15 protein-coding genes, 2 tRNA genes and 1 pseudogene are annotated in these 19,951 nt (G+C 40.5%); 9 read left to right on the top strand and 9 right to left on the bottom strand.

Annotated elements, in window-relative coordinates; genetic code table 11:
* Positions 1 to 162 precede the first annotated feature (162 nt).
* The gene (locus N6B01_RS06390) at positions 163 to 570 is read left to right on the top strand and encodes a c-type cytochrome (RefSeq protein WP_262080450.1); all 408 of its coding nucleotides are present in this window, start codon (positions 163 to 165) and stop codon (positions 568 to 570) included.
* 151 nt (positions 571 to 721) lie between these two features.
* Positions 722 to 798 (top strand) — tRNA-Pro (locus tag N6B01_RS06395).
* A 362-nt stretch (positions 799 to 1,160) separates the two neighbouring features.
* Here the strand turns inward: N6B01_RS06395 and N6B01_RS06400 are convergent.
* Positions 1,161 to 2,702, bottom strand: a complete 1,542-nt coding sequence (locus N6B01_RS06400) for a D-alanyl-D-alanine carboxypeptidase family protein (RefSeq protein ID WP_410007240.1) — start codon at positions 2,700 to 2,702, stop codon at positions 1,161 to 1,163.
* A gap of 368 nt (positions 2,703 to 3,070) precedes the next feature.
* Between N6B01_RS06400 and clpS the strand changes: the two genes are divergently transcribed.
* The 4 genes and pseudogenes from clpS to N6B01_RS06420 all read left to right on the top strand — a co-directional run bounded on the left by clpS (position 3,071) and on the right by N6B01_RS06420 (position 7,932).
* The gene (gene clpS / locus N6B01_RS06405) at positions 3,071 to 3,418 is read left to right on the top strand and encodes an ATP-dependent Clp protease adapter ClpS (protein ID WP_410007241.1); all 348 of its coding nucleotides are present in this window, start codon (positions 3,071 to 3,073) and stop codon (positions 3,416 to 3,418) included.
* A gap of 273 nt (positions 3,419 to 3,691) precedes the next feature.
* Positions 3,692 to 3,922 carry an ATP-dependent Clp protease adaptor ClpS gene (locus N6B01_RS06410; RefSeq protein ID WP_262080451.1) on the top strand — a complete coding sequence of 77 codons (231 nt, stop codon included), beginning with the start codon at positions 3,692 to 3,694 and terminating at the stop codon, positions 3,920 to 3,922.
* A gap of 10 nt (positions 3,923 to 3,932) precedes the next feature.
* Positions 3,933 to 6,156 (top strand): annotated as a pseudogene (gene clpA / locus N6B01_RS06415) (ATP-dependent Clp protease ATP-binding subunit ClpA); the annotation flags it as partial.
* Between the two features lie 378 nt (positions 6,157 to 6,534).
* Positions 6,535 to 7,932 (top strand): FAD-binding oxidoreductase, encoded by a 1,398-nt coding sequence (locus N6B01_RS06420; RefSeq protein ID WP_262080453.1) that lies wholly within the window; start codon positions 6,535 to 6,537, stop codon positions 7,930 to 7,932.
* Between the two features lie 156 nt (positions 7,933 to 8,088).
* On the opposite strand, the gene N6B01_RS06425 is transcribed toward N6B01_RS06420, so the two are convergent.
* The 8 genes from N6B01_RS06425 to cobU all read right to left on the bottom strand — a co-directional run bounded on the left by N6B01_RS06425 (position 8,089) and on the right by cobU (position 17,290).
* Entirely contained in the window at positions 8,089 to 8,628 is a 540-nt protein-coding gene (locus tag N6B01_RS06425; RefSeq protein WP_182419447.1) for a GNAT family N-acetyltransferase, read from the bottom strand.
* Positions 8,629 to 8,631: 3 nt separating this feature from the next.
* Entirely contained in the window at positions 8,632 to 9,492 is an 861-nt protein-coding gene (sseA, locus tag N6B01_RS06430; protein WP_262080455.1) for a 3-mercaptopyruvate sulfurtransferase, read from the bottom strand.
* 130 nt (positions 9,493 to 9,622) lie between these two features.
* Positions 9,623 to 10,651, bottom strand: coding sequence for a cysteine synthase A (locus N6B01_RS06435; RefSeq protein ID WP_262080457.1), 1,029 nt, complete (start codon positions 10,649 to 10,651; stop codon positions 9,623 to 9,625).
* Between the two features lie 254 nt (positions 10,652 to 10,905).
* Positions 10,906 to 11,334 (bottom strand): EamA family transporter, encoded by a 429-nt coding sequence (locus tag N6B01_RS06440; RefSeq protein ID WP_262080458.1) that lies wholly within the window; start codon positions 11,332 to 11,334, stop codon positions 10,906 to 10,908.
* A gap of 2 nt (positions 11,335 to 11,336) precedes the next feature.
* Complete coding sequence (gene cobO / locus N6B01_RS06445; protein ID WP_262080459.1) at positions 11,337 to 11,960, bottom strand: cob(I)yrinic acid a,c-diamide adenosyltransferase; 624 nt, start codon at positions 11,958 to 11,960, stop codon at positions 11,337 to 11,339.
* Between the two features lies 1 nt (position 11,961).
* The gene (gene cobN, locus N6B01_RS06450) at positions 11,962 to 15,705 is read right to left on the bottom strand and encodes a cobaltochelatase subunit CobN (protein WP_262080461.1); all 3,744 of its coding nucleotides are present in this window, start codon (positions 15,703 to 15,705) and stop codon (positions 11,962 to 11,964) included.
* A 2-nt stretch (positions 15,706 to 15,707) separates the two neighbouring features.
* Positions 15,708 to 16,772 (bottom strand): cobalamin biosynthesis protein CobW, encoded by a 1,065-nt coding sequence (gene cobW / locus N6B01_RS06455; protein WP_410007242.1) that lies wholly within the window; start codon positions 16,770 to 16,772, stop codon positions 15,708 to 15,710.
* Between the two features lie 2 nt (positions 16,773 to 16,774).
* Positions 16,775 to 17,290, bottom strand: coding sequence for a bifunctional adenosylcobinamide kinase/adenosylcobinamide-phosphate guanylyltransferase (cobU, locus tag N6B01_RS06460; protein ID WP_262080463.1), 516 nt, complete (start codon positions 17,288 to 17,290; stop codon positions 16,775 to 16,777).
* A 218-nt stretch (positions 17,291 to 17,508) separates the two neighbouring features.
* On the opposite strand from cobU, the gene N6B01_RS06465 reads away from it, so the two are divergent.
* The 3 genes from N6B01_RS06465 (at position 17,509) to N6B01_RS06475 (ending at position 19,724) form a co-directional block, all read left to right on the top strand.
* A complete protein-coding gene (locus tag N6B01_RS06465) occupies positions 17,509 to 18,048 on the top strand; it encodes a flavin reductase (RefSeq protein WP_182419453.1) in 540 nt (179 codons plus the stop codon).
* Positions 18,049 to 18,177: 129 nt separating this feature from the next.
* Positions 18,178 to 18,254, top strand: a tRNA-Arg gene (locus N6B01_RS06470).
* Positions 18,255 to 18,767: 513 nt separating this feature from the next.
* Positions 18,768 to 19,724: a uridine-preferring nucleoside hydrolase UriH gene (locus N6B01_RS06475; RefSeq protein WP_262080464.1), complete on the top strand. Its 957-nt coding sequence runs from the start codon at positions 18,768 to 18,770 to the stop codon at positions 19,722 to 19,724.
* The last annotated feature ends 227 nt before the right edge of the window (positions 19,725 to 19,951 follow it).

Consider the following 19,951-nt stretch of genomic DNA (forward strand, 5'->3'; position numbering starts at 1 on the left):
AGATGAAGCTTCTGACAATTTCAATCGCATGCCTTTTTACCAACAAAATTGCCATCCCACTGTCAGGCAGTGGCGATTTGCCGCCATGGACACTTACCGCGTTACGTTTTATCTAGAAGACATTTAAAATAGACCTAAACATAAAGCATTCAATCAAAAACCATGAAAACACATTTAATAAAATATTTTTTGCCAGTTGCATTATTTATACTCCCTCTTCTTGCCACTGCGCAGGAGCCATTAGGCGATATTGAGCGCGGCTCAAAAATATATAAACGATGTGCTGTTTGCCATTTGATCGATAATGATAAAAATCGTGTAGGTCCATCATTACAAAATATTATAAACCGCACTGCGGGATCGCTTCCTAATTTTCGTTATTCGCCAGCAATGAAAAAAGCTGGAGAAGATGGCCTTGTTTGGAATAAAGACACGTTACGCGAATTTTTGCTTGGGCCTCAAGCGATGATAAAAGGCAACAGAATGGCTAATATAAGGTTTGCGCCAGGTGAAAACCTTGATGACCTTATCGCTTATATTTTAAAAGAGTCATCTAACAGACCACAATAAGTTAGGCTTCTCCCCCCCTATGACTGCTCAATATTTACATATAATGATATGCGGACCGTCTTTAAAAACAAGATTATTCATTTTTCTTGTTATTAATTTGAAATTTTTCGCTTGCCTTTATCAGCTTCATAATCTATTGCTTCGGTCGGCTCGGAGCGTAGCGCAGCCCGGTAGCGCACTTGACTGGGGGTCAAGGGGTCGTGGGTTCGAATCCCGCCGCTCCGACCAATTTTCCAACCAAAATTAAATCTAGCTATGGAATTAATATAGAACTGCGATAATGAGAAGCTATACTCTTATTGTTTTGCCTGTTTATGTTAGTTTTTAGTTGTTACATTTTAATATAGGCGTTTTCCATAAAGAAAAATCAAATTAATCATAAAAACATTCTTAGCAATATTTGATATGCTAAGGATCACTTTGAGATTTAAATAGAAATTTCAGTAAAGCATAGAGAGCCAAAAAATTATCTATAATCTATATTTGTTTATGCGCATTTTCTTTTGAAAATCACTATAAATTAAAAAAGACCCATCATTTATTATGATGGGTCTTACATTAAGAGAAAAAAACTAATTATCTAAGTTTACTTAGTCTTCCAAAGCATAACAAGCAATCCCTGCATCTTTCAAGCTATTACATGCTTGCCACGCAGCAGTTTTAGATTGAAAACCCGCAAAGCGTGCACGATAATAACGCTCATTACCTTGATCAAAAACAGCAAGGAACGGATCTGTGCCAGCTAAAGCCTGTTGACCTGCAGCTGCCGCCTTTGCCAAAGCCTCATTAGCCTCAGCAGTGGTAGATTTTGATCCAACTTGAATAACCCAACCCTTTTTAGAGTTACTAATTGATGAAGTAACAACGGTGTCCAAATCATTAGGCACGGGAATAACATCGTCTTGCGGAACAGCTATAATCTCACTATTAATCGTATTAGCAACAACATCTTCCACAACTACCTGTTTATCATTGACATTTGACTTAACAAAACTTGCTTTAAAAACAGGCTTTGGTGGATTTTTAATTGGTGAGCTTTCAATTACAACATCATTAGCCGCAGCAATTGCTGGTGGTAGTTTTGCACTACGTGAAGCGAGAGCTGTTAACAACGCAGCATCATGCTCACGATCAGTTACGCTCGCAACCTCAACATTTTCAACAGGTTGAGCCTGTGGCTTAACATTATTATTGCGCGCAACAGGTATTGGTGCTTCATGGCCTTGTGGCAATTCAAAACTGCGGCTAGCTAAAAGCGGAGCTACGCTGCGTTTTCCCGTCCCACCATCAATATAAGTAAGCAATAGTTCACGCATATGCTGATCGCGCAACGCACCCGAACGACCACCCATAACTACGCCAACAATTGATTTATTTCCAATACGCATTGAAGTGGCAAGATTAAAACCAGACATACGCGTATAACCTGTTTTAATGCCATCAACACCCTTCATTGCACCAACAAGACGGTTATGCCCGTTAATTGTCTTACCACGAAAGTTAACACTTGTAGAAGAAAACCAACCATACTGGCGTGGAAAATGCTCACGTAATGCGAGTGAAAGCAAAGCCATGTCACGTGCAGTCGTGTAATTGCGTGGATCAGGCAAGCCAGATGCATTAACAAAATTACTATTCATCATACCAAGACGACGTGCTTTTGCAGTCATCATTTGCCCAAAACGAGCTTCTGAACCACCAAGATATTCAGCAATTGCTGTTGCAACATCATTTGCCGAGCGCGTAATCAAAGTTCTAGCTGCAATTTCTGCAGGAATCGTCTGACCAGGCTTAAAGCCAATTTTTGTTGGGGGACGTGCGGCGGCATAAGCAGAAACAGGAATAGGTGTATTGGGTGAAATGCGCCCTGACTGCATGGCTTCAAATAACATATAAAGCGTCATCATTTTCGTTAGCGATGCAGGATAACGCTTTGCATTAGCATTTTCCTGAAAAAGAGTTTTACCCGAATTTGCATCAATAACAATTGCAGCATATTTATCAGCATAAACCCCTTTAGGAGCAGCAGCGGCAATATTTGCACTTAATGACAACGCAACAACTGCCATTGTTGACTTGCAAAAAAATGATGTTAATTTTTCAATAGTTTTACGCACATCTACACCCTGCATTAAGCATTACACTTCAGCGCTAAAAATTCGCTTAACGATGATTTGGTGTTAGATTAGTGCAAACAGCGTTACTAATCCGTTTACGCACATTCAAATATAAAAGCTTTTTTAAAGAAAAATCATTTTTATAGCGAGAACAAAAAGAGAAAAGAAAAAGGCAAAAAGAAAACAAACCATAAACATTATTTAAATAATCTTTTAAAAACAAAATATTAAACAAAATTAACCATATTACAAATTAGAATTTAAACATTGAGACAATGATAGGGTTATTATTTCCATAGTTGCAATCATCCTATAAGGGAATAAAATCACGGCAAAATAAGACATGAAAGGTTTTAAGAATGTTCTCACCCAAGGACGCAAAAATGGGGAAGCTTCATATGCAGAAGGACAGTGCAAACAATGGCAATGAAAGTGATTCTGAAATTGCTATTGAGGTTCGTACGCGCCCAAAAATAAAAAAGCCAAACCTTTACCGTGTTATTCTTCTTAATGATGACTATACACCCATGAATTTTGTGATTGATATCTTGATTGAAATTTTTCATAAAACGATAGACGAGGCAACAGCTATTACCTTTTCCGTCCATCATCTTGGTGCCGGTGAATGCGGCATATACACCTATGAAATCGCGGAAGAAAAAGTAAGTCAGGTTATAGACCGTGCCCGATCTGAACAGCACCCACTTCAATGCATCATGGAAAAAAAATAAGTTTTTGAAATGACCTTACATATATTGGACGCAGCAAAGATCATATGGTCAACAAAAAAAACATAAAACAGATGATTTATATAGGTTTTTATTTTTGACAATAGCCTTACTGCTAACATGATTGGTTAATGACTAAAACTACCTTGCTAGATTTTGAGTTATTTTTCATTCCCATAATTAGCATAAGGAAAAACCGGAATTACGGCAAAATTCGGCTTTATAGAGTTAACCAAAATTGAAATATAAAACTACCAAAAAAATGAAGCATCACAAATGCGCTATAAGCGCTATAAATCTACATCGTTAAATTTTACAGCCAATATTATTATAAAGATTTTAGATAAAACACTTGAAGAGACGCAAGCAATTACCTATTCTGTACATCATCTTGGTGCTGCAGAATGTGGTGTTTACACATATGAAATTGCTAAAGAACAGCTTGTCCAAATGCTTCAGCTTGAATATTTGGCGCAATACCTTTCTTTACGGCATAATGGAAAATAAGTGAGGTTGTATGCCATCTTTTACCCCTGGCCTTGAAATGGCTTTACACCGCGCCTTAACATTTGCGAATGAAAGTCGCCATGAATATACGACATTGGAACATCTTCTCCTTGCATTAATAGAAGAAGAGGATGCGGCAAATGTTATGCGTGCATGTGGTGTTGACCTTGATATTTTAGCTGCCAGAATAAAAGATTACATTCAATCTGAGCTTGATAAACAAGTTATGGCCGATGACCATGATACTAAACCAACAACAGCTTTCCAACGGGTAATTCAACGCGCAGTTATTCATGCCCAATCAGCAAGCAAAGACGATGTAACGGGTGGCAATGTTTTAGTTGCTATTTTTGCTGAGCGTGAAAGCCACGCAGCATTTTTTCTACAAGAACAGGAAATGACCCGATATGATGCCGTGAATTATCTTTCCCACGGCATTGCGAAGGCTGGCAGTATTCCTGACAACATGATCTTTTATGAAGATTTTGAAGTTGGTGATGATGACGACACTGAAACAAAAAGGACGCCTGATGCACTGTCATCTTATTGTGTCAATTTGAATGAACTTGCAAAAGAAGGGAAGATTGACCCACTTATCGGTCGTGATAGTGAGGTTAACCGCACTATCCAGATTTTATGTAGGCGTTCAAAAAACAATCCACTTTATGTTGGAGAGCCTGGCGTTGGCAAAACTGCGATTGCTGAAGGATTAGCAAGACGCATCGTTGACAAGCAAGTACCAGAAATTTTAGCAGACGCTACAATTTTTTCTTTAGATATAGGTGTATTATTAGCAGGCACACGTTATCGCGGAGACTTTGAAGATCGTTTAAAGCAAGTTGTGGTAGAACTTGGCAACCATCCTGGTGCCGTGCTCTTTATTGATGAAATTCATACAATTATTGGCGCTGGCGCAACATCTGGTGGCACAATGGATGCGGCGAACCTTTTAAAACCAGCTTTGGCGTCCGGTGCAATACGCTGTATGGGGTCAACCACCTATAAAGAATATAGGCAGATTTTTGAAAAAGATCGAGCACTCGTTAGACGCTTCCAGAAAATTGATGTGAAAGAACCAACAGCGAGTGAAGCATTAGATATTATGAAGGGTTTAAAGCCCTATTTTGAAGATTATCACAATGTTAAGTTCACTGATGAGGCATTAAAGGCTGCGGTTGACCTTTCGGCTCGCTATATTTCTGATCGGCAATTGCCAGATAAAGCAATCGACGTCATCGATGAAACAGGTGCTGCGCAAGTTCTTTTACCTGAAAAGAAGCGTAAAAAGACTATTACTATCAAGGAAATTGAAGCTACAATTGCGAGTATGGCACATATACCACCCAAAACGGTATCACGTGATGATAGACAGGTTTTATCAAACCTTCTCAATGAGTTAAAGCGCGTTATTTATGGACAAGATAAAGCAATTGAAGCACTTACTAGCTCAATTAAGCTTGCTCGGGCTGGCCTTCGCGAACCCAATAAGCCAATTGGTAGCTATCTTTTTTCAGGGCCAACTGGTGTTGGTAAAACCGAAGCGGCTAAGCAGCTTGCCTCATCATTAGGGGTTGAATTGTTACGTTTTGACATGTCAGAATACATGGAACAGCACTCCGTATCACGTTTGATCGGTGCCCCTCCAGGTTATGTTGGCTATGATCAAGGCGGCTTGATAACCGATGCAGTTGATCAGCATCGCCATGCGGTTTTACTGCTTGATGAAATTGAAAAAGCCCATCCCGATGTCTATAATGTGCTATTGCAGGTTATGGATAATGGCAAGCTTACAGATCATAATGGTAAGCAGATTGATTTTCGCAATATTATTTTGATCATGACGACCAATGCTGGCGCATCGGATTTAGAAAAGGCTGCAATTGGTTTTGGTGATACGCGACGCACTGGTGATGATATTGAAGCAATAAACCGGCAATTTACGCCTGAATTTAGAAATCGCCTTGATGCTATTATTCCATTTGGACCACTAGCAATGCCTGTCATTCATCAGGTTGTACAAAAATTTGTTATACAACTTGAAGCTCAACTTGCAGATCGTGGCATTACCTTTGACCTCACCGATGGCGCGATTAAATGGTTGGCTGAAAAAGGTTATGATGCACGAATGGGCGCTCGTCCTTTGGCAAGAATTATACAAGAGCACATTAAAAAACCGCTTGCCGATGAAATTCTTTTTGGAAAATTGCGTAAAGGTGGAACCGTGCGAGTTGCATTGAACAAGAATAATAGCGGCATTGCCCTTGATATCCTGCCTGCTGATACACCAATTCGTGCCCCTAAGACAAATGACAAAAAGAATGAAGATGCTTGCCTTGGCGACGCATCCGACGAAAGTGAAAGCAGCCTATAATTCGTATCAATTTTAAATTAACCCATTGATATATATATTTTTTTAAGTTTCTATAAATAAGCCAAATATATGTTATTGCCTTTTGGGTTTGAGATTTTGAGAAAAAAATATCACAAAAATGTTTTTAGCAAAGTTATATCTGCTTTGCTAAAAATGCTTTGACTTTCATTTTCATCATCAATTTTCTTCTCAACTATTTGATTTAATATTATTAGCTATCAAAAAAATTAGGATAAATATAATGCGCGAGAAAATATCCGGCTCTCAATTGGAAAAGGGGCTTGATGCCCTCGCCCATAGATTTCATGCTAATTTTAGTCGCAATGAATCTGTCTGCTCAACCCACACTCATACAATTACTACACTTCCTCACCAGCTACCCGATGCGGTGGTTTATGTTGAAAATACTCAAGATATGCAAGATGTAGTGGTAATTGCCAATCAATATAATCTTCCTATCATCGCATTTAATGCCGGTACATCGCTCGAAGGTCAATTAAACGCACCATTTGGTGGCATTAGCGTTGATTGTTCACGCATGGATAAGGTGATCGAATTTAACCCAGAAGACATGACTATAAGCGTTGAACCAGGTATTACGCGCGAAGTATTAAACAGCTGGTTGCGCGACAGTGGTTTATTTTTTCCTGTTGATCCGGGTGCAAACGCCTCTATTGGCGGCATGGCATCGACCCGCGCATCTGGTACCAATGCTGTACGCTATGGCACCATGAAAGATGCAGTTCTAAGTGCAGAGGTGGTTATGGCTGATGGCAGGCTTATTCGCACCGCTAGCAAAGCAAAAAAAAGTGCTGCAGGCTATGATTTAACTCATCTTCTTGTTGGATCTGAGGGTACATTAGGATTATTTACTGCTATCACCTTAAAACTACACCCTATCCCTGAAGTTATTGCCAGTGGTGTTTGCACATTTGATAGCGTTAAACATGCGTGTGATGCGGTAATTGAAATGATTCAATGCGCCGTACCGATAGCGCGTGTTGAATTAATGGATCAAATTCAAGTTGCTGCTTGTAACGCTTATTCAGGTTTAGACCTTGAACCGCGTCCAACTCTCTGCCTTGAATTTCATGGTGACAGCGCTGGTGTAGACACACAAATCGCGCTTTTTGACGAAATTGCCAAATCCCATAGCGGCTTAGATTTCATCCATTCGCGAGATCCGCAAGAGCGGACAAAATTATGGACAGCGCGCCACAATGCGTTTTGGGCAAGCGAATCTTTAATGAAAGGGTGTGAAATTTTTTCAACCGATGTCTGTGTACCCATATCAAAACTAGCTGATTGCGTGGAAGAAACTCAAAAAGACTTGCAAGAATCAGGATTAATGGGACCTATTGTTGGGCATGTAGGCGATGGTAATTTTCATGTTTTACTTGGATATCACAAAGACAAGCCAGACGAAGTTTCTAAAGCTATGGAGTTTTCTGCGCGCTTAAGTGAAAGAGCTATTGCTTTTGATGGGACCTGTACGGGGGAACACGGCATTGGCCAACGCAAAGCACCTTATTTACGTAAAGAATTTGGCTATGGCGTCGATTACATGCAATTGATCAAGCAAGCACTTGATCCGCAAAATATTTTAAATCCGGGAAAATATGGCTTTAAAAATTATTAAAGGCATTTTTCATATTTTCATATTGCCTTGCATTAATGTTTAATTTTTAGTCTAATCAAATAAAAATGCCGAGACATCAAAACCTTGCCGGCATTTTTACTTAATATCTTTATTTAAATCGATACCCTAATATCTTGTTAATTAAACAAAATACAATCAATCATCTTTCCATGCTTCGATCATCACATCGCTGGTTGAAACAGGTTCAAAGCCTAGCTTTTGATATAGCTGTAAAGCACGCGGACTATCAAGCGTGTTAGTTTGGATTATTACTTTTTGCGGGTCTAAATCCCAAGCTGAAGATAAGACTTCATTTAAGAAAAATCGTGATAACCCACGTCCTTGAAACTCTTTAATCAAACCAAAATATAACACTTCAGCAATAGGCATGTTACGCAGGTTAAGCTCCGCAAAACCTGCAGGACAACCATTAATATATAAAATATAAATTACAGTATTTGGTGATTGGATAATATCAATTAATTCTTGATCTTTTAACTTGCGTCGTACGGACCAGTGATGCTCCTTACCTATTTCGCGATATAAATAACGATAGAAATGAGCGGGGCATTGTTCCGCTTTCATGATCGCGAGCGTCATACCGATGGGTAATGGAACGCTATTATTACCGCGTGTTTGCATTTCAAGATGTGTAACACGAGCAGCAAGATATTGGGGAGATTTTTTAAAAACCATTTTTTACATTTCCAAATCTTCATCTGTAACAACAGAACTATCAGCTAATGAACCCCATTCGCTCCACGAGCCATCGTAAAGTCGTACATTTTCATTTCCTAACCCTTGTAGTGCCAAGGTTAAAACGGCAGCAGTTACACCCGAACCACATGTCGTCACCACAGGTGCTAATGGATCTATTCCTGCACTTTTAAAAATTCCAAAGATTTCTTCGTTCGACTTGAATTTTCCCTCGTCAGAAAGCAAGGAATAGGGAACATTTTGAGCATTTGGCATATGCCCGGAACGTACCCCTGCTCTTGGTTCCTTTTCTTCGCCAGAAAAGCGTTTCTTTCCGCGCGCATCAGCAATAGCAACATTGCCATCACTCACAATACCGCGCATTTCATCGATTAAAACAACTTTGGTAAGATCAGCATTAGCATTAAATATTTTGGGGGTGATAATTGTATCATTACTAGTTACAGGACGCCCTTCCTGTTGCCAAGTTTTAAAACCGCCATCAAGCACATAGACTTTCTCTGCGCCCATCAAGCGCAATAACCACCATGCACGCGGCGCTGAAAAGAAACCATCACCATCGTAAACGACTATAGTATTTTTTTCACTTATACCAAGCGCACCAAGCGCTTTTGCAAAATACTCAGCATCAGGCAATGTATGAGGCAAGGAGGAATTGGGATCACTTAAAAGATCATGATCAAAAAACACTGCTTCAGGTATATGCGACCTACTATATTCTAAGCGACCATTTCTATTGGCTTTGGGCAAATACCATGATGCGTCAATAATATGAATATCACTTGCACCCAATTGGCTTTCCAACCAGTCTGCAGACACAATAAAAGGATTGTTGTGAGACATTGCGTTTCCTTCCCTAATTATTCCTATATTACGCCTTTCTTGTTAAAAATCGAGAACAATTTAAGAGAGAATATGCAATTCATTCCCCAATGATAAGGACTGAGAAAAAACCTTAATATGATTTTTGAGATTATACGAAAGGAACATTATATTGTTGAGCTTTATCTAGCCATTGCGGGATTGGCAATGATTTTTCGCGCAAGAATTGTGGATTATAAAGTTTTGATAGGTAGCGGTTACCATAATCACAAAGCATGGTAACAATGGTTTTGCCCTTACCTAATTCGCGCGCTAAAGAAATAGCACCGGCGATATTAATACCTGATGACCCGCCAAGGCATAAGCCTTCATGTTGAGCAAGATGGAACAACTCAATAAGCGCATCACTGTCACTGACCTGATAAGAAAAATCAGGCAACAAACCATCAAGATTGGCGGTTATACGCCCTTGCCCGATGCCTTCAGTTATTGAGCTACCTTGAGATTGCAATTGACCATTGGTGTAAAAAGAATAAAGGGCTGCGCCATAAGGATCGGCAAGACCAATTTTAATCGCTTTATTATGCTCTTTTAAGCCAATAGCCGTACCTGCCAAAGTTCCGCCAGAGCCGACAGAGCAAATAAACCCATCAATATTGCCTTGTGTATCGCGCCAAATCTCTTGAGCCGTTGTTTTAATATGGGCTTCACGATTAGCAATATTATCAAATTGATTAGCCCATAAAACACCATTTTCAGTGGTCTTTTTTAAACTTTCGGCAAGGCGGCCCGATAATTTAACATAATTATTGTGATCACGATAAGGCACTGCTGGCACTTCAATAAGCTCGGCGCCCTGCAAGCGCAGTGCATCCTTTTTTTCTTGTGATTGGGTATTTGGAATAACGATAATTGTTTTATAACCAAGTACTGCCCCAACAAGCGCAAGACCAATGCCGGTATTGCCTGCTGTTCCTTCAACAATAATGCCGCCCTTTTTAAGCTCGCCCTTGCGTTCTGCATCACGAATAATCGATAAAGCTGCCCGATCTTTAACCGATTGACCGGGGTTTAAAAATTCTGCTTTACCCAAAATTTCGCAACCTGTTAACTCACTTGCGCGGTTTAAACGGATAAGCGGCGTATTCCCAATAAGATCGAGCACAGATGTATCAGCCACGTTTTTTCCTTTAATGTTGAGGTTTGAGCATTTTGGCGACATAAATTTGCAACAACAATTTATATCTTTTTGGTAAACCTCACCAACAATAAAAAGAAAACATCATGCAATCAAAGAAAAATATACCACAAATACAATATTATATGACAAATTCCATCAAATAACGCTTTCAATCAAAAAAATATTCTATTTACAAAGGGTACATAAATACCCTTTGTAAATTACGAAAAACGCAAGTTATGAATATAAAATACTCATAACTTTAAAGATAATAATATGACGCCGCCAGCAATGAAAACAACACCAAGCCAATTAATACCAGATAGTTTTTCACCAAGAAATGCTACACCAAAAATCGCGACTAAAATAACCGATAATTTATCAACCGGTGCAACCCTTGAAGCATCGCCAATTTGCAAGGCCCTAAAATAAGCAAGCCATGAAGCACCTGTTGCAAGCCCTGATAGAACAAGAAATAGCCATGATTTAGCTGATACTTCACTTGGCCTATGCCATTGATCGGTAAGGGTTAAAAACAGGCAAAGTGCCGCCACAATAACTAGCGTGCGTATAAAAGTAGCAAAATCAGAATTAATGCCATGAATACCAACTTTTGCAAAAATTGCGGTTAATGCTGCAAAAACTGCTGATAAAACTGCCCAAAACTGCCAAGAAGCTGCCATTTTTAAAACTCAACCCCCTTTTGTCCTTTAATGCCTGAGCGAAACGGATGCTTGATGAGCTCCATTTCAGTAACAAGGTCAGCTTCATCGATAAGCTCTTGCTTGGCATTGCGGCCAGTAATAATGACATGCTTCATAAATGGGCGTTCACGCACGGTTTCAAGCACTTCTTCTAAAGGCAAATAATCATAGCGCAGAACGATATTCAACTCGTCACAAAGCACCATATCGTAACTTTCGTCCAAAATCATTGATTTAGCAACTTCCCAAGCTTCCCGTGCCATGGCAATGTCTTTTTCACGGTCTTGTGTTTCCCAAGTAAAGCCCTCGCCTGCGGCAAACACAGTTACTTGATCACCAAATTTATCCAAGGCCAAACGCTCGCCGGTGGCGCGTGAACCTTTAACAAATTGCACAACACCAATTTTCATATTATGGCCAAGGGCGCGAAAAACCATACCAAAACCTGCGGTTGATTTGCCTTTACCTTTACCGGTATTAACAATCAAAAGTCCTTTTTCGCCGGTTTTCCCCTCATTCATTCGATCGCGGGCAGCTTTTTTTTTCTTCATTTTTTCCGCGTGACGGGCATTGATTTCCTCGGTCGTCATAGTGGTTTTATCCATTTCATTCACCCTTATTTTGTAATTCTTCCAATTGAAATGCTGCTGAATTGGAGCGCCCAACCCAAAGCCCACGATCTAAAGCCTCATTTAGCTTTTGTGCTATCTCACGCAATGCTGCCGGATTTTGCTCAGTCAAAAATGATCGAACCATATCATCATTAATATAAGCATCATAAATTGCTTCAAAATGATCGCTACGCACGGCATTTGTAGTTGCTGCAAACGCAAAAAGATAGTCAACGCTTGCTGCCATTTCTACGCCGCCCTTAAAGCCGTGCCGCATCGCACTTGCAATCCATTTGGGATTGATGGCACGGCCACGCAATGTGCGGGCAATTTCTTCCTCCAAGGTTTTGATAAGGGGGCGTTCTGGCCTTGATAAATCATTATGATAAATTTGCGGCCATAGCCCTGATTGTGTTGCCGCGGCCGCAGCCATACCACCTTCAAAAGCATAATATTCACCAGAATCTAGCAAATCATGCTCTCTATTATCCTGATTTTGTACAATTAATTGCAAGGCAACCATTCTGGCATTTAATTCCGCGCTTGCCGTTTCCCCCTCGCCTATGCCATAGGCATGATCAGAATTAGCAAGCCATGCTTTTCCAAGATCATCTCGCCCATCCCACTCGCCAGAATCAAGAAGCTCTTGTAACCCTGTGCCATAATGACCCGGTTTTGCACCAAAAATACGATAGCCCGCCTTTTGGCTCGCTTGTTGATGGGTTAATCCATCGTCATCCATGAAACGCATCATGTCCCCCTTCATATTGGCAGCAATCGGGTTATAGCCCTCCTCTTCATCAAGCGCACCAACAGCTCTAATGGCTTGGTCAAGCAAAACCAATTGATCGGGAAACGCATCACGGAAAAACCCTGATATACGCAGCGTGACATCAACACGCGGACGGCATAATTTTTCTAAAGGTATAATTTCATATCCCGTCACCCGCCGTGATGCCATATCCCATAAGGGCTTAACGCCAAGTAAAGCTAAAGCCTGTGCAATATCATCGCCGCCCGTGCGCATATTAGACGTGCCCCAAACGGTAAGCCCCAGCGCTTTTGGCCAATCACCGTGATCTTGAACATAGCGTTTTATCAACAATTCGGCAGAGCGAAAACCCAAATCCCATGCAGCAGGGGTTGGCACAGCGCGGTTATCAACCGAGTAAAAATTGCGCCCTGTTGGTAAGACATCAAGTCGCCCGCGCGTTGGCGCACCAGATGGTCCTGGAGCAACAAATTTACCATCAAGCGCAGTGAGCAGGCCATTCATTTCGGCATTGCCGCAGCTTTCTACTAAAGGGCGTAAAAACCTATCAATTTTTTGCAAAATTATTTGGGTTTGTGGCAGCAAGGCTGGACAAATAATAGTTTTTTCAACAAGACTTGCCGCTAATAATTCGATACGCTCAACGCTATCACCGAAGCTACGCCAAGGATCATTGATTAAATCAGCAAGGATTTGAGGTCGCTTACCTTGCCAAGGCGCTGCCAAATCACAATTTAACGGATCAAAACCCAAATCAAGATCATTGGCTATAGCACGATGTAAACTACCATCTTCATTTTGACCCCGTGGAACACGAACCAAAGCCACTAACAGATCAGTCAATTGCTTGCCGGTTGGCGCCCTGCCAAAAACATGCAAACCATCTCTAATTTGTAATTCTTTCAAATCGCATAAAAAGGCATCAAGTTTTTGCAAGGCAAGATTCTCATCATCGTGACCTTTAATCCCTGCATCACTACCAATACCTGTTATGTCAACCAATTGTAAAATTTGATCTTTCAGCTTCAACAATCGGCGCGGATCAACCCCTGATGCTTCATAATATTCATCCACCAAGACTTCTAAATCTTTAAGCGGCCCATAACTTTCAGCGCGGGTTAATGGCGGTGTCATGTGATCGATTATCACTGCACTTGAACGGCGTTTGGCTTGCGTCCCCTCACCTGGATCATTGACAATAAAGGGATAAATATGCGGGATTGCACCAAGCGCTAGTTCCGGATAGCAATTTTGCGACAGCGCCAATGCTTTACCTGGTAACCATTCCAAATTGCCATGCTTACCCATATGCACAATAGCATCTGCCCCATAGACATGACGCAGCCAAAAATAAAATGCCATATAATGGTGAGATGGAACAATGTCAGGGGCATGGTAAACTTGTTTGGCATCCATACCAAAAGCACGCTCAGGCTGTAATGCAACCACTATTTTACCAAAGGACAGAATTGGCAGCGCAAAAGCATCATCAACAATAGTTGCATCCCCCTGTGGGTCACCCCAGCGCTCTTTCATTTCATCTTGCGTGATCTGCGGTAATTGTGCAAATAATTGCCGATAACGGTGAAGAGCAAGGGACACATTAATAATACGACCTTTTACGCCCTCATTGGTGGGCCCTTCGATCAGCTTTTCCATAAGAGCTAGTGGTGTTTCTGGGATATTTTCAACATTATAGCCATTATTTTGTAAAGCATTCAATACCAAATGGGTGGCTGCAGGTGTATCAAGACCAACCCCATGTCCCAAACGGCCATCACCACCCGGATAATTAGCCATAACTAACGCGACATTTCGCTCAATTGGCGCTTTTTTGCCAAGTTTAATCCAATTTCTTGCTAAATCAGCAACAAAATCAACACGATCTTGCTGTATTTGATGGCGAATAATATTGGCTTCCACCTCTTCATCAAAAAACTCTGCCGCTTTAAAGGATATAGCACGGGTTAAAACACGGCCGTCCACTTCCGGCAAAGACACATTCATGGCAATGTCTCGTGCTGGCAAACCACGACTTGATGATTGCCATGTAGCTTTATCGCTACCTGATAAAACCACCTGCAACACCATATTATGATATTTATCGAGCACTGTACCGGTTGTCTCACCGCTTAATGACGAAACAGCAAAACCCGTTGTGTTTAAAATAAGCGCTGGTGGGCACTGGCTTAGCAATTCATCAAGAATAGCAACACTTAAACTGTCTTTTAAGCTACTTATAAAAAGTGGTAACGGTGCAAGACCGCGCTGCTGTAAAGCTTCCACTATCGCTGCAATTGGCTCAGTCTGCCCACTTTGAACAAGAGCACGATAAAAAGTAATTGGCACAATAGGGCTATTGGCGACTACCCCATTTTCTTGCCATTTATTTTGAATTTCTGTCAAGCTAGGATTTGCAAGATTGGGCCACCAAAGTCCCGCTTTCATTAAAGGTTTTGCACTAATTGGACGTTCATTTATCCCTAATATAAAACCACAATAATTGAGAAAATTTTGAGCATTAAAGCTGCCACCTTCAATCAAATATTGCCACAAAGCATCGCAATCCTCGCGGGAAATGCTACAAAAACGCATCAAAGTTGGATCTGGTTTATCATCACCTGGTAAAACCACCAATTTAATATCATGCGCACAAGCGGCAGCGTAAAGCGTTTCCAAACCATAGCGCCAATAACTTACGCCGCCAATAACACGTACAACAATAAGGCGAGCGAATTTTGCAGTCCGCTCAATATATTGATCGACCGACATCGGGTGAGAAAGAGCCATTAAATTGGCTAACCGTAATGAATAAGCCTTATCTAAAAGCACGGATTTTGCCGCGGCTATGCTACATAGCTCCGTATCGGCAGATGATAGAAAAATTACTTCACCTACCGATTGTCCAAGATCAATTGCCTCATCAGCGTCACTGATTGCACCTTTTTGCGCCAGTAAAAGATGCATTATTAGGTCTTATCAGCTACTTGCTGAATGGACTTTGTAATTTTTGTAACATCCATATCATGCAATCCAATCACCACTAAGCGACTTAAACCCTTTTCACTTTCATCAAGCGGACGATCATAGTAATGTTCAATACGACTGCCAACAGCTTGAACAACAAGGCGCATAGCTTTGCCTTTAACCGCCATAAAACCTTTAAGACGTAAAATATCATTGTCACGAATAATATTCTTTAATCTATCAACAAAAAGGATTGGATCGGTGATTTCACCAAGTTCAACCACAAAGCTCTCAAATTCATCATGACTATGGGCTTCCCCTTCTTCATGATGCATCTCATGATGGGATTTACGGTTTTCAATGTCGCTTTCTGTGCCGATATTTAAACCAAGCACTATATCTGCACCAAGTTTACCAAAATTAGCAGCAACCATATTAGCAACCCGCTCGCCATGTGCTGCAATAGTTTGTTTAACTTCAGCTAATTGTTGCGCATCAATTAAGTCGGTTTTATTTAAGACAATAAGGTCTGCAGCCTTGATTTGGTCTTCAAACAATTCTTCCAATGGACTTTCATGGTCTAGCGATTCATCACTTAAACGTTGGGTGGCAATTTTGTCATGATCATCGGCAAAGCGTCCCTCAGCAACCGCCGCACTATCAACAACGGTAATAACGCCATCAACGGTTACGGATGTTTTAATTTCAGGCCAATTAAAAGCTGCAACCAAGGGCTGCGGCAAGGCAAGCCCTGATGTTTCAATAATAATATGATCAGGCCGCTCGCTACGTGCCAAAATCTTGGTCATTGCAGGTATAAAATCATCAGCAACGGTACAACAAATACAACCATTATTTAGCTCGATAACATCTTCTTCCTTGCAATTTTCAATTCCACAACTTTTAAGCAGATTACCATCAACGCCAAAATCACCAAATTCATTAATAATCAAAGCTATCCGTTTACCATTTGCATTTTCAAGTAAATGACGGATCATAGTTGTTTTACCAGATCCCAAAAAACCTGTGATGACGGTGGTCGGAATTTTGGTTGTAAGCAATGTCATAACTAATTACCCTTTAATTGGATTGGAAGTCCTGCTGCAATAAAATAAACATTATCAGCATAGCTAGCAATTTTTTGATTGAGCTCACCGGCAAAGTCACGAAACTGCCGACCTAGCTTATTGTCCGGCACTATACCCAAGCCTACTTCATTCGCAACAAAAACAAGATGAGATTGATTGTTTTGCAGTTGATTGAGCAAAGTATTTTGATAGGCTGCAATATCATAGTCGTTAAGCATTAAATTGCTGAGCCATAAAGTCAAGCAATCAACTAGAATAATATTGTCCGGATTACTTAAGCTTTTAAGCGCTGCACCCAACTCTAACGGACATTCTAATGTTTGCCAATAATCTTTTCGTCGTTCTTGGTGCAACTGAATGCGAGTTTTCATCTCATCATCGAAGGCTTGTGCTGTAGCAAGATAAATTGCAGTTAAGTCTGTTTGAAGAACTAAATTTTCTGCAAATACCGATTTTCCAGAACGTGTTCCTCCTAGAACCAAATCAATGCGTGCCATATTACCTTCCCTATTATGCTGGGCTGCTTTATTTTAAAGAAATTCTAAAGAGAACAATCTTTTTCACTATGGTTGTATTCAGGCTCTTCACAAGCTTTATAAATTAAACTAGACCTTATCGGCAATTAAGCATGACTGCGGTAAAACTATATCATTATTTTTTCAAGGCTTTCATATAAAACTCTTGATTAAAAGTGAAATTAATATGGACGTATTTTATGGCTAACCCTATTAACACAATCGAATTAGAAAAAATGGAGCCAATTGCATCACAATCCTATCGCGATGCAATGAGCCATTTTGCTGGTGCAGTTCATATTGTTACAACCGATGGACTTGCTGGTAAGCGCGGCACAACAATTTCCGCCTGTTGCTCCCTATCAGATTCCCCACCCACCTTACTCATTTGCCTCATGAAAACCCATGCCAATAATCGTCTTTTTATCGACAATGGTCGGTTTTGCGTCAATACTCTTGCAGGGAATTTACATGAACTTGCCGACATATTTGCAGGGCGCGGTGGCCTTAGCCAGGACGAGCGTTTTGCCAAAGCTGAGTGGCACAGTATGAAAACAGATTCGCCCGCCCTTGTTGGCGCCCTTGCTTCATTTGATTGCCGTCTTGTTGGCTGGCATGAACATGACACTCATTATGTGCTTTATGGCGCGGTCGTCGATATTAAACGCGAATCCGCAGATGATGCTCTAATCTATCTAAACCGTGCCTACCACCATTTACCATTAACTAAACTACCATAAGAGCCGATTTTTATTTTGGGGGCAGAACAGTGGATAGGGTTGATTTATTTAATTTAAAAGCTTGATTTGCTGAATAAGCTTTCATATAAGGCTAAATTGTTGACTATTCATGTTTTGATAGCTCCATATGTCTCCGTAGCTCAGCTGGATAGAGCAGCGGTCTTCTAAACCGCAGGTCGTAGGTTCGAATCCTATCGGAGACGCCATAAAAAACAATTAAATCATATAAATAGACAATTTGAACAATCTGAAAATTTAGAACAAACAGTGTATTTGAGACCCGCAAGAATTGGCGCAATTTGTTCTACTTACGTTGCAATGATTAGATTGCAGCTTGTTGATGCATTAATACAGCCTTCCCCAAAACTAATTGCTCAATAATATATTAAAATTAGACAGGCTTATTATTGGTCAAGCGCATATATTTAAGCTATTAGTGCCTTTGACTTACAGCTTCAAAAAGCCATTATCTTCTTTAGTCGCGTAACAACACTATTTTTATATGAAACTAAATTTAAAAATTTTTGTTATTTTTATGATATTATCACAAATTATTTATTAGAATTTGCAAATTTAACATCTTGCAGTTAATTTGATTAATTGGTTGTAGAAAATTTTCATCCAAAAACCATCATTGATGAGTGAAAAACTAGAGCATATTTATACATCGAATTTTTACGATATAAAATGAAAAGACTAAAAGATATAAAGGTAAAACTATGAGCGAAACGAAACAAAAAATCATTTTAGACTGTGACCCTGGTCACGACGATGCCATTGCCATGTTGTTAGCCCATGGTAATCCTAATATTGAACTTGTAGCTGTAACCACTGTTGTTGGTAACCAGACGCTCGAAAAAGTGACACGCAACGCGCTTGCTGTCGCACGTATTGCTAATATTACCAATGTACCTTTTGCAGCAGGTTGTGTGCGCCCTTTAATTCGCGCCATTGAAGTTGCCCCTGATATTCATGGTGATTCTGGTCTTGATGGCCCCGTGCTGCCAGAGCCAACACTAAAGCTTGATCCGCGTCACGGCGTTGATCTCATTATTGACACCATCATGTCACATCCGCCTAAAACAATTACAATCGTACCAACTGCCGGCCTTACCAATATTGCTATGGCGGTTAGAAAAGAACCACGCATTGCCGAGCGGGTAAAAGAAGTGGTGCTAATGGGTGGTGGCTATCACGTTGGTAATTGGAGTGCGGTTGCCGAATTCAATATTAAAATTGACCCAGAAGCTGCCCACATCGTCTTTAACGAAAAATGGCCGCTCACCATGGTAGGGCTTGACCTTACCCACCAAGCACTTGCAACGCCCGATATTGTTGAAAAAATTGCAGCGATTGGCACGAAACCTGCTCAATTTGTTGTAGAGCTGTTAGAATTCTTTGGCAAAATGTATAAAGAAGCGCAGGGCTTTACGGCTCCACCAGTGCATGATCCTTGTGCGGTTGCCTATGTCATCAATCAAAATCTTATCAAAACTAAGCGTGTTCCGGTTGATATTGAACTCACAGGAACTCTTACTCTTGGTATGACGGTTGCAGATTTCCGCTTCCCAGTTGATGAAAGCTGCCATACGCAAGTAGCAACCGAGCTTGATCGCGAAGGTTTTTGGGATCTCATCATTGATGCGCTACAGCGCATTGGTGAGGTTAATATTTAAATTACATTCAAGGGCATCTATGATGCCCTTTTTCCCTATATTAAATCACGTATTGTTGATAAATTATGCCATTCTTCATGCATCGTGATGCTGATGCTGTATTTTAACCAAATTCCATATCATACTATTATCAAGCAACATTATTTTGCCATGATTTCGCATATTTCCAATTTATGCCTATAGACATAAATTAGAAATTAAATTATGAATTTACCTTCATTTTTGTA

The organism is Bartonella sp. HY406 (genome assembly GCF_025449315.1).
Taxonomy (GTDB): Bacteria; Pseudomonadota; Alphaproteobacteria; order Rhizobiales; family Rhizobiaceae; genus HY038.

What these genes read in the sequence shown, in the direction of transcription:
- N6B01_RS06410 (WP_262080451.1), top strand. Translation starts at nt 3,692, where the DNA reads ATGCGCTATAAGCGCTATAAATCTACATCGTTAAATTTTACAGCCAAT.
- cobN (WP_262080461.1), bottom strand. Translation starts at nt 15,705, where the DNA reads ATGCATCTTTTACTGGCGCAAAAAGGTGCAATCAGTGACGCTGATGAG.
- N6B01_RS06420 (WP_262080453.1), top strand. Translation starts at nt 6,535, where the DNA reads ATGCGCGAGAAAATATCCGGCTCTCAATTGGAAAAGGGGCTTGATGCC.
- N6B01_RS06400 (WP_410007240.1), bottom strand. Translation starts at nt 2,702, where the DNA reads ATGCAGGGTGTAGATGTGCGTAAAACTATTGAAAAATTAACATCATTT.
- N6B01_RS06440 (WP_262080458.1), bottom strand. Translation starts at nt 11,334, where the DNA reads ATGGCAGCTTCTTGGCAGTTTTGGGCAGTTTTATCAGCAGTTTTTGCA.
- N6B01_RS06465 (WP_182419453.1), top strand. Translation starts at nt 17,509, where the DNA reads ATGGCTAACCCTATTAACACAATCGAATTAGAAAAAATGGAGCCAATT.
- N6B01_RS06475 (WP_262080464.1), top strand. Translation starts at nt 18,768, where the DNA reads ATGAGCGAAACGAAACAAAAAATCATTTTAGACTGTGACCCTGGTCAC.
- cobO (WP_262080459.1), bottom strand. Translation starts at nt 11,960, where the DNA reads ATGGATAAAACCACTATGACGACCGAGGAAATCAATGCCCGTCACGCG.
- cobW (WP_410007242.1), bottom strand. Translation starts at nt 16,772, where the DNA reads ATGACATTGCTTACAACCAAAATTCCGACCACCGTCATCACAGGTTTT.
- cobU (WP_262080463.1), bottom strand. Translation starts at nt 17,290, where the DNA reads ATGGCACGCATTGATTTGGTTCTAGGAGGAACACGTTCTGGAAAATCG.
- clpS (WP_410007241.1), top strand. Translation starts at nt 3,071, where the DNA reads ATGGGGAAGCTTCATATGCAGAAGGACAGTGCAAACAATGGCAATGAA.
- N6B01_RS06425 (WP_182419447.1), bottom strand. Translation starts at nt 8,628, where the DNA reads ATGGTTTTTAAAAAATCTCCCCAATATCTTGCTGCTCGTGTTACACAT.
- sseA (WP_262080455.1), bottom strand. Translation starts at nt 9,492, where the DNA reads ATGTCTCACAACAATCCTTTTATTGTGTCTGCAGACTGGTTGGAAAGC.
- N6B01_RS06390 (WP_262080450.1), top strand. Translation starts at nt 163, where the DNA reads ATGAAAACACATTTAATAAAATATTTTTTGCCAGTTGCATTATTTATA.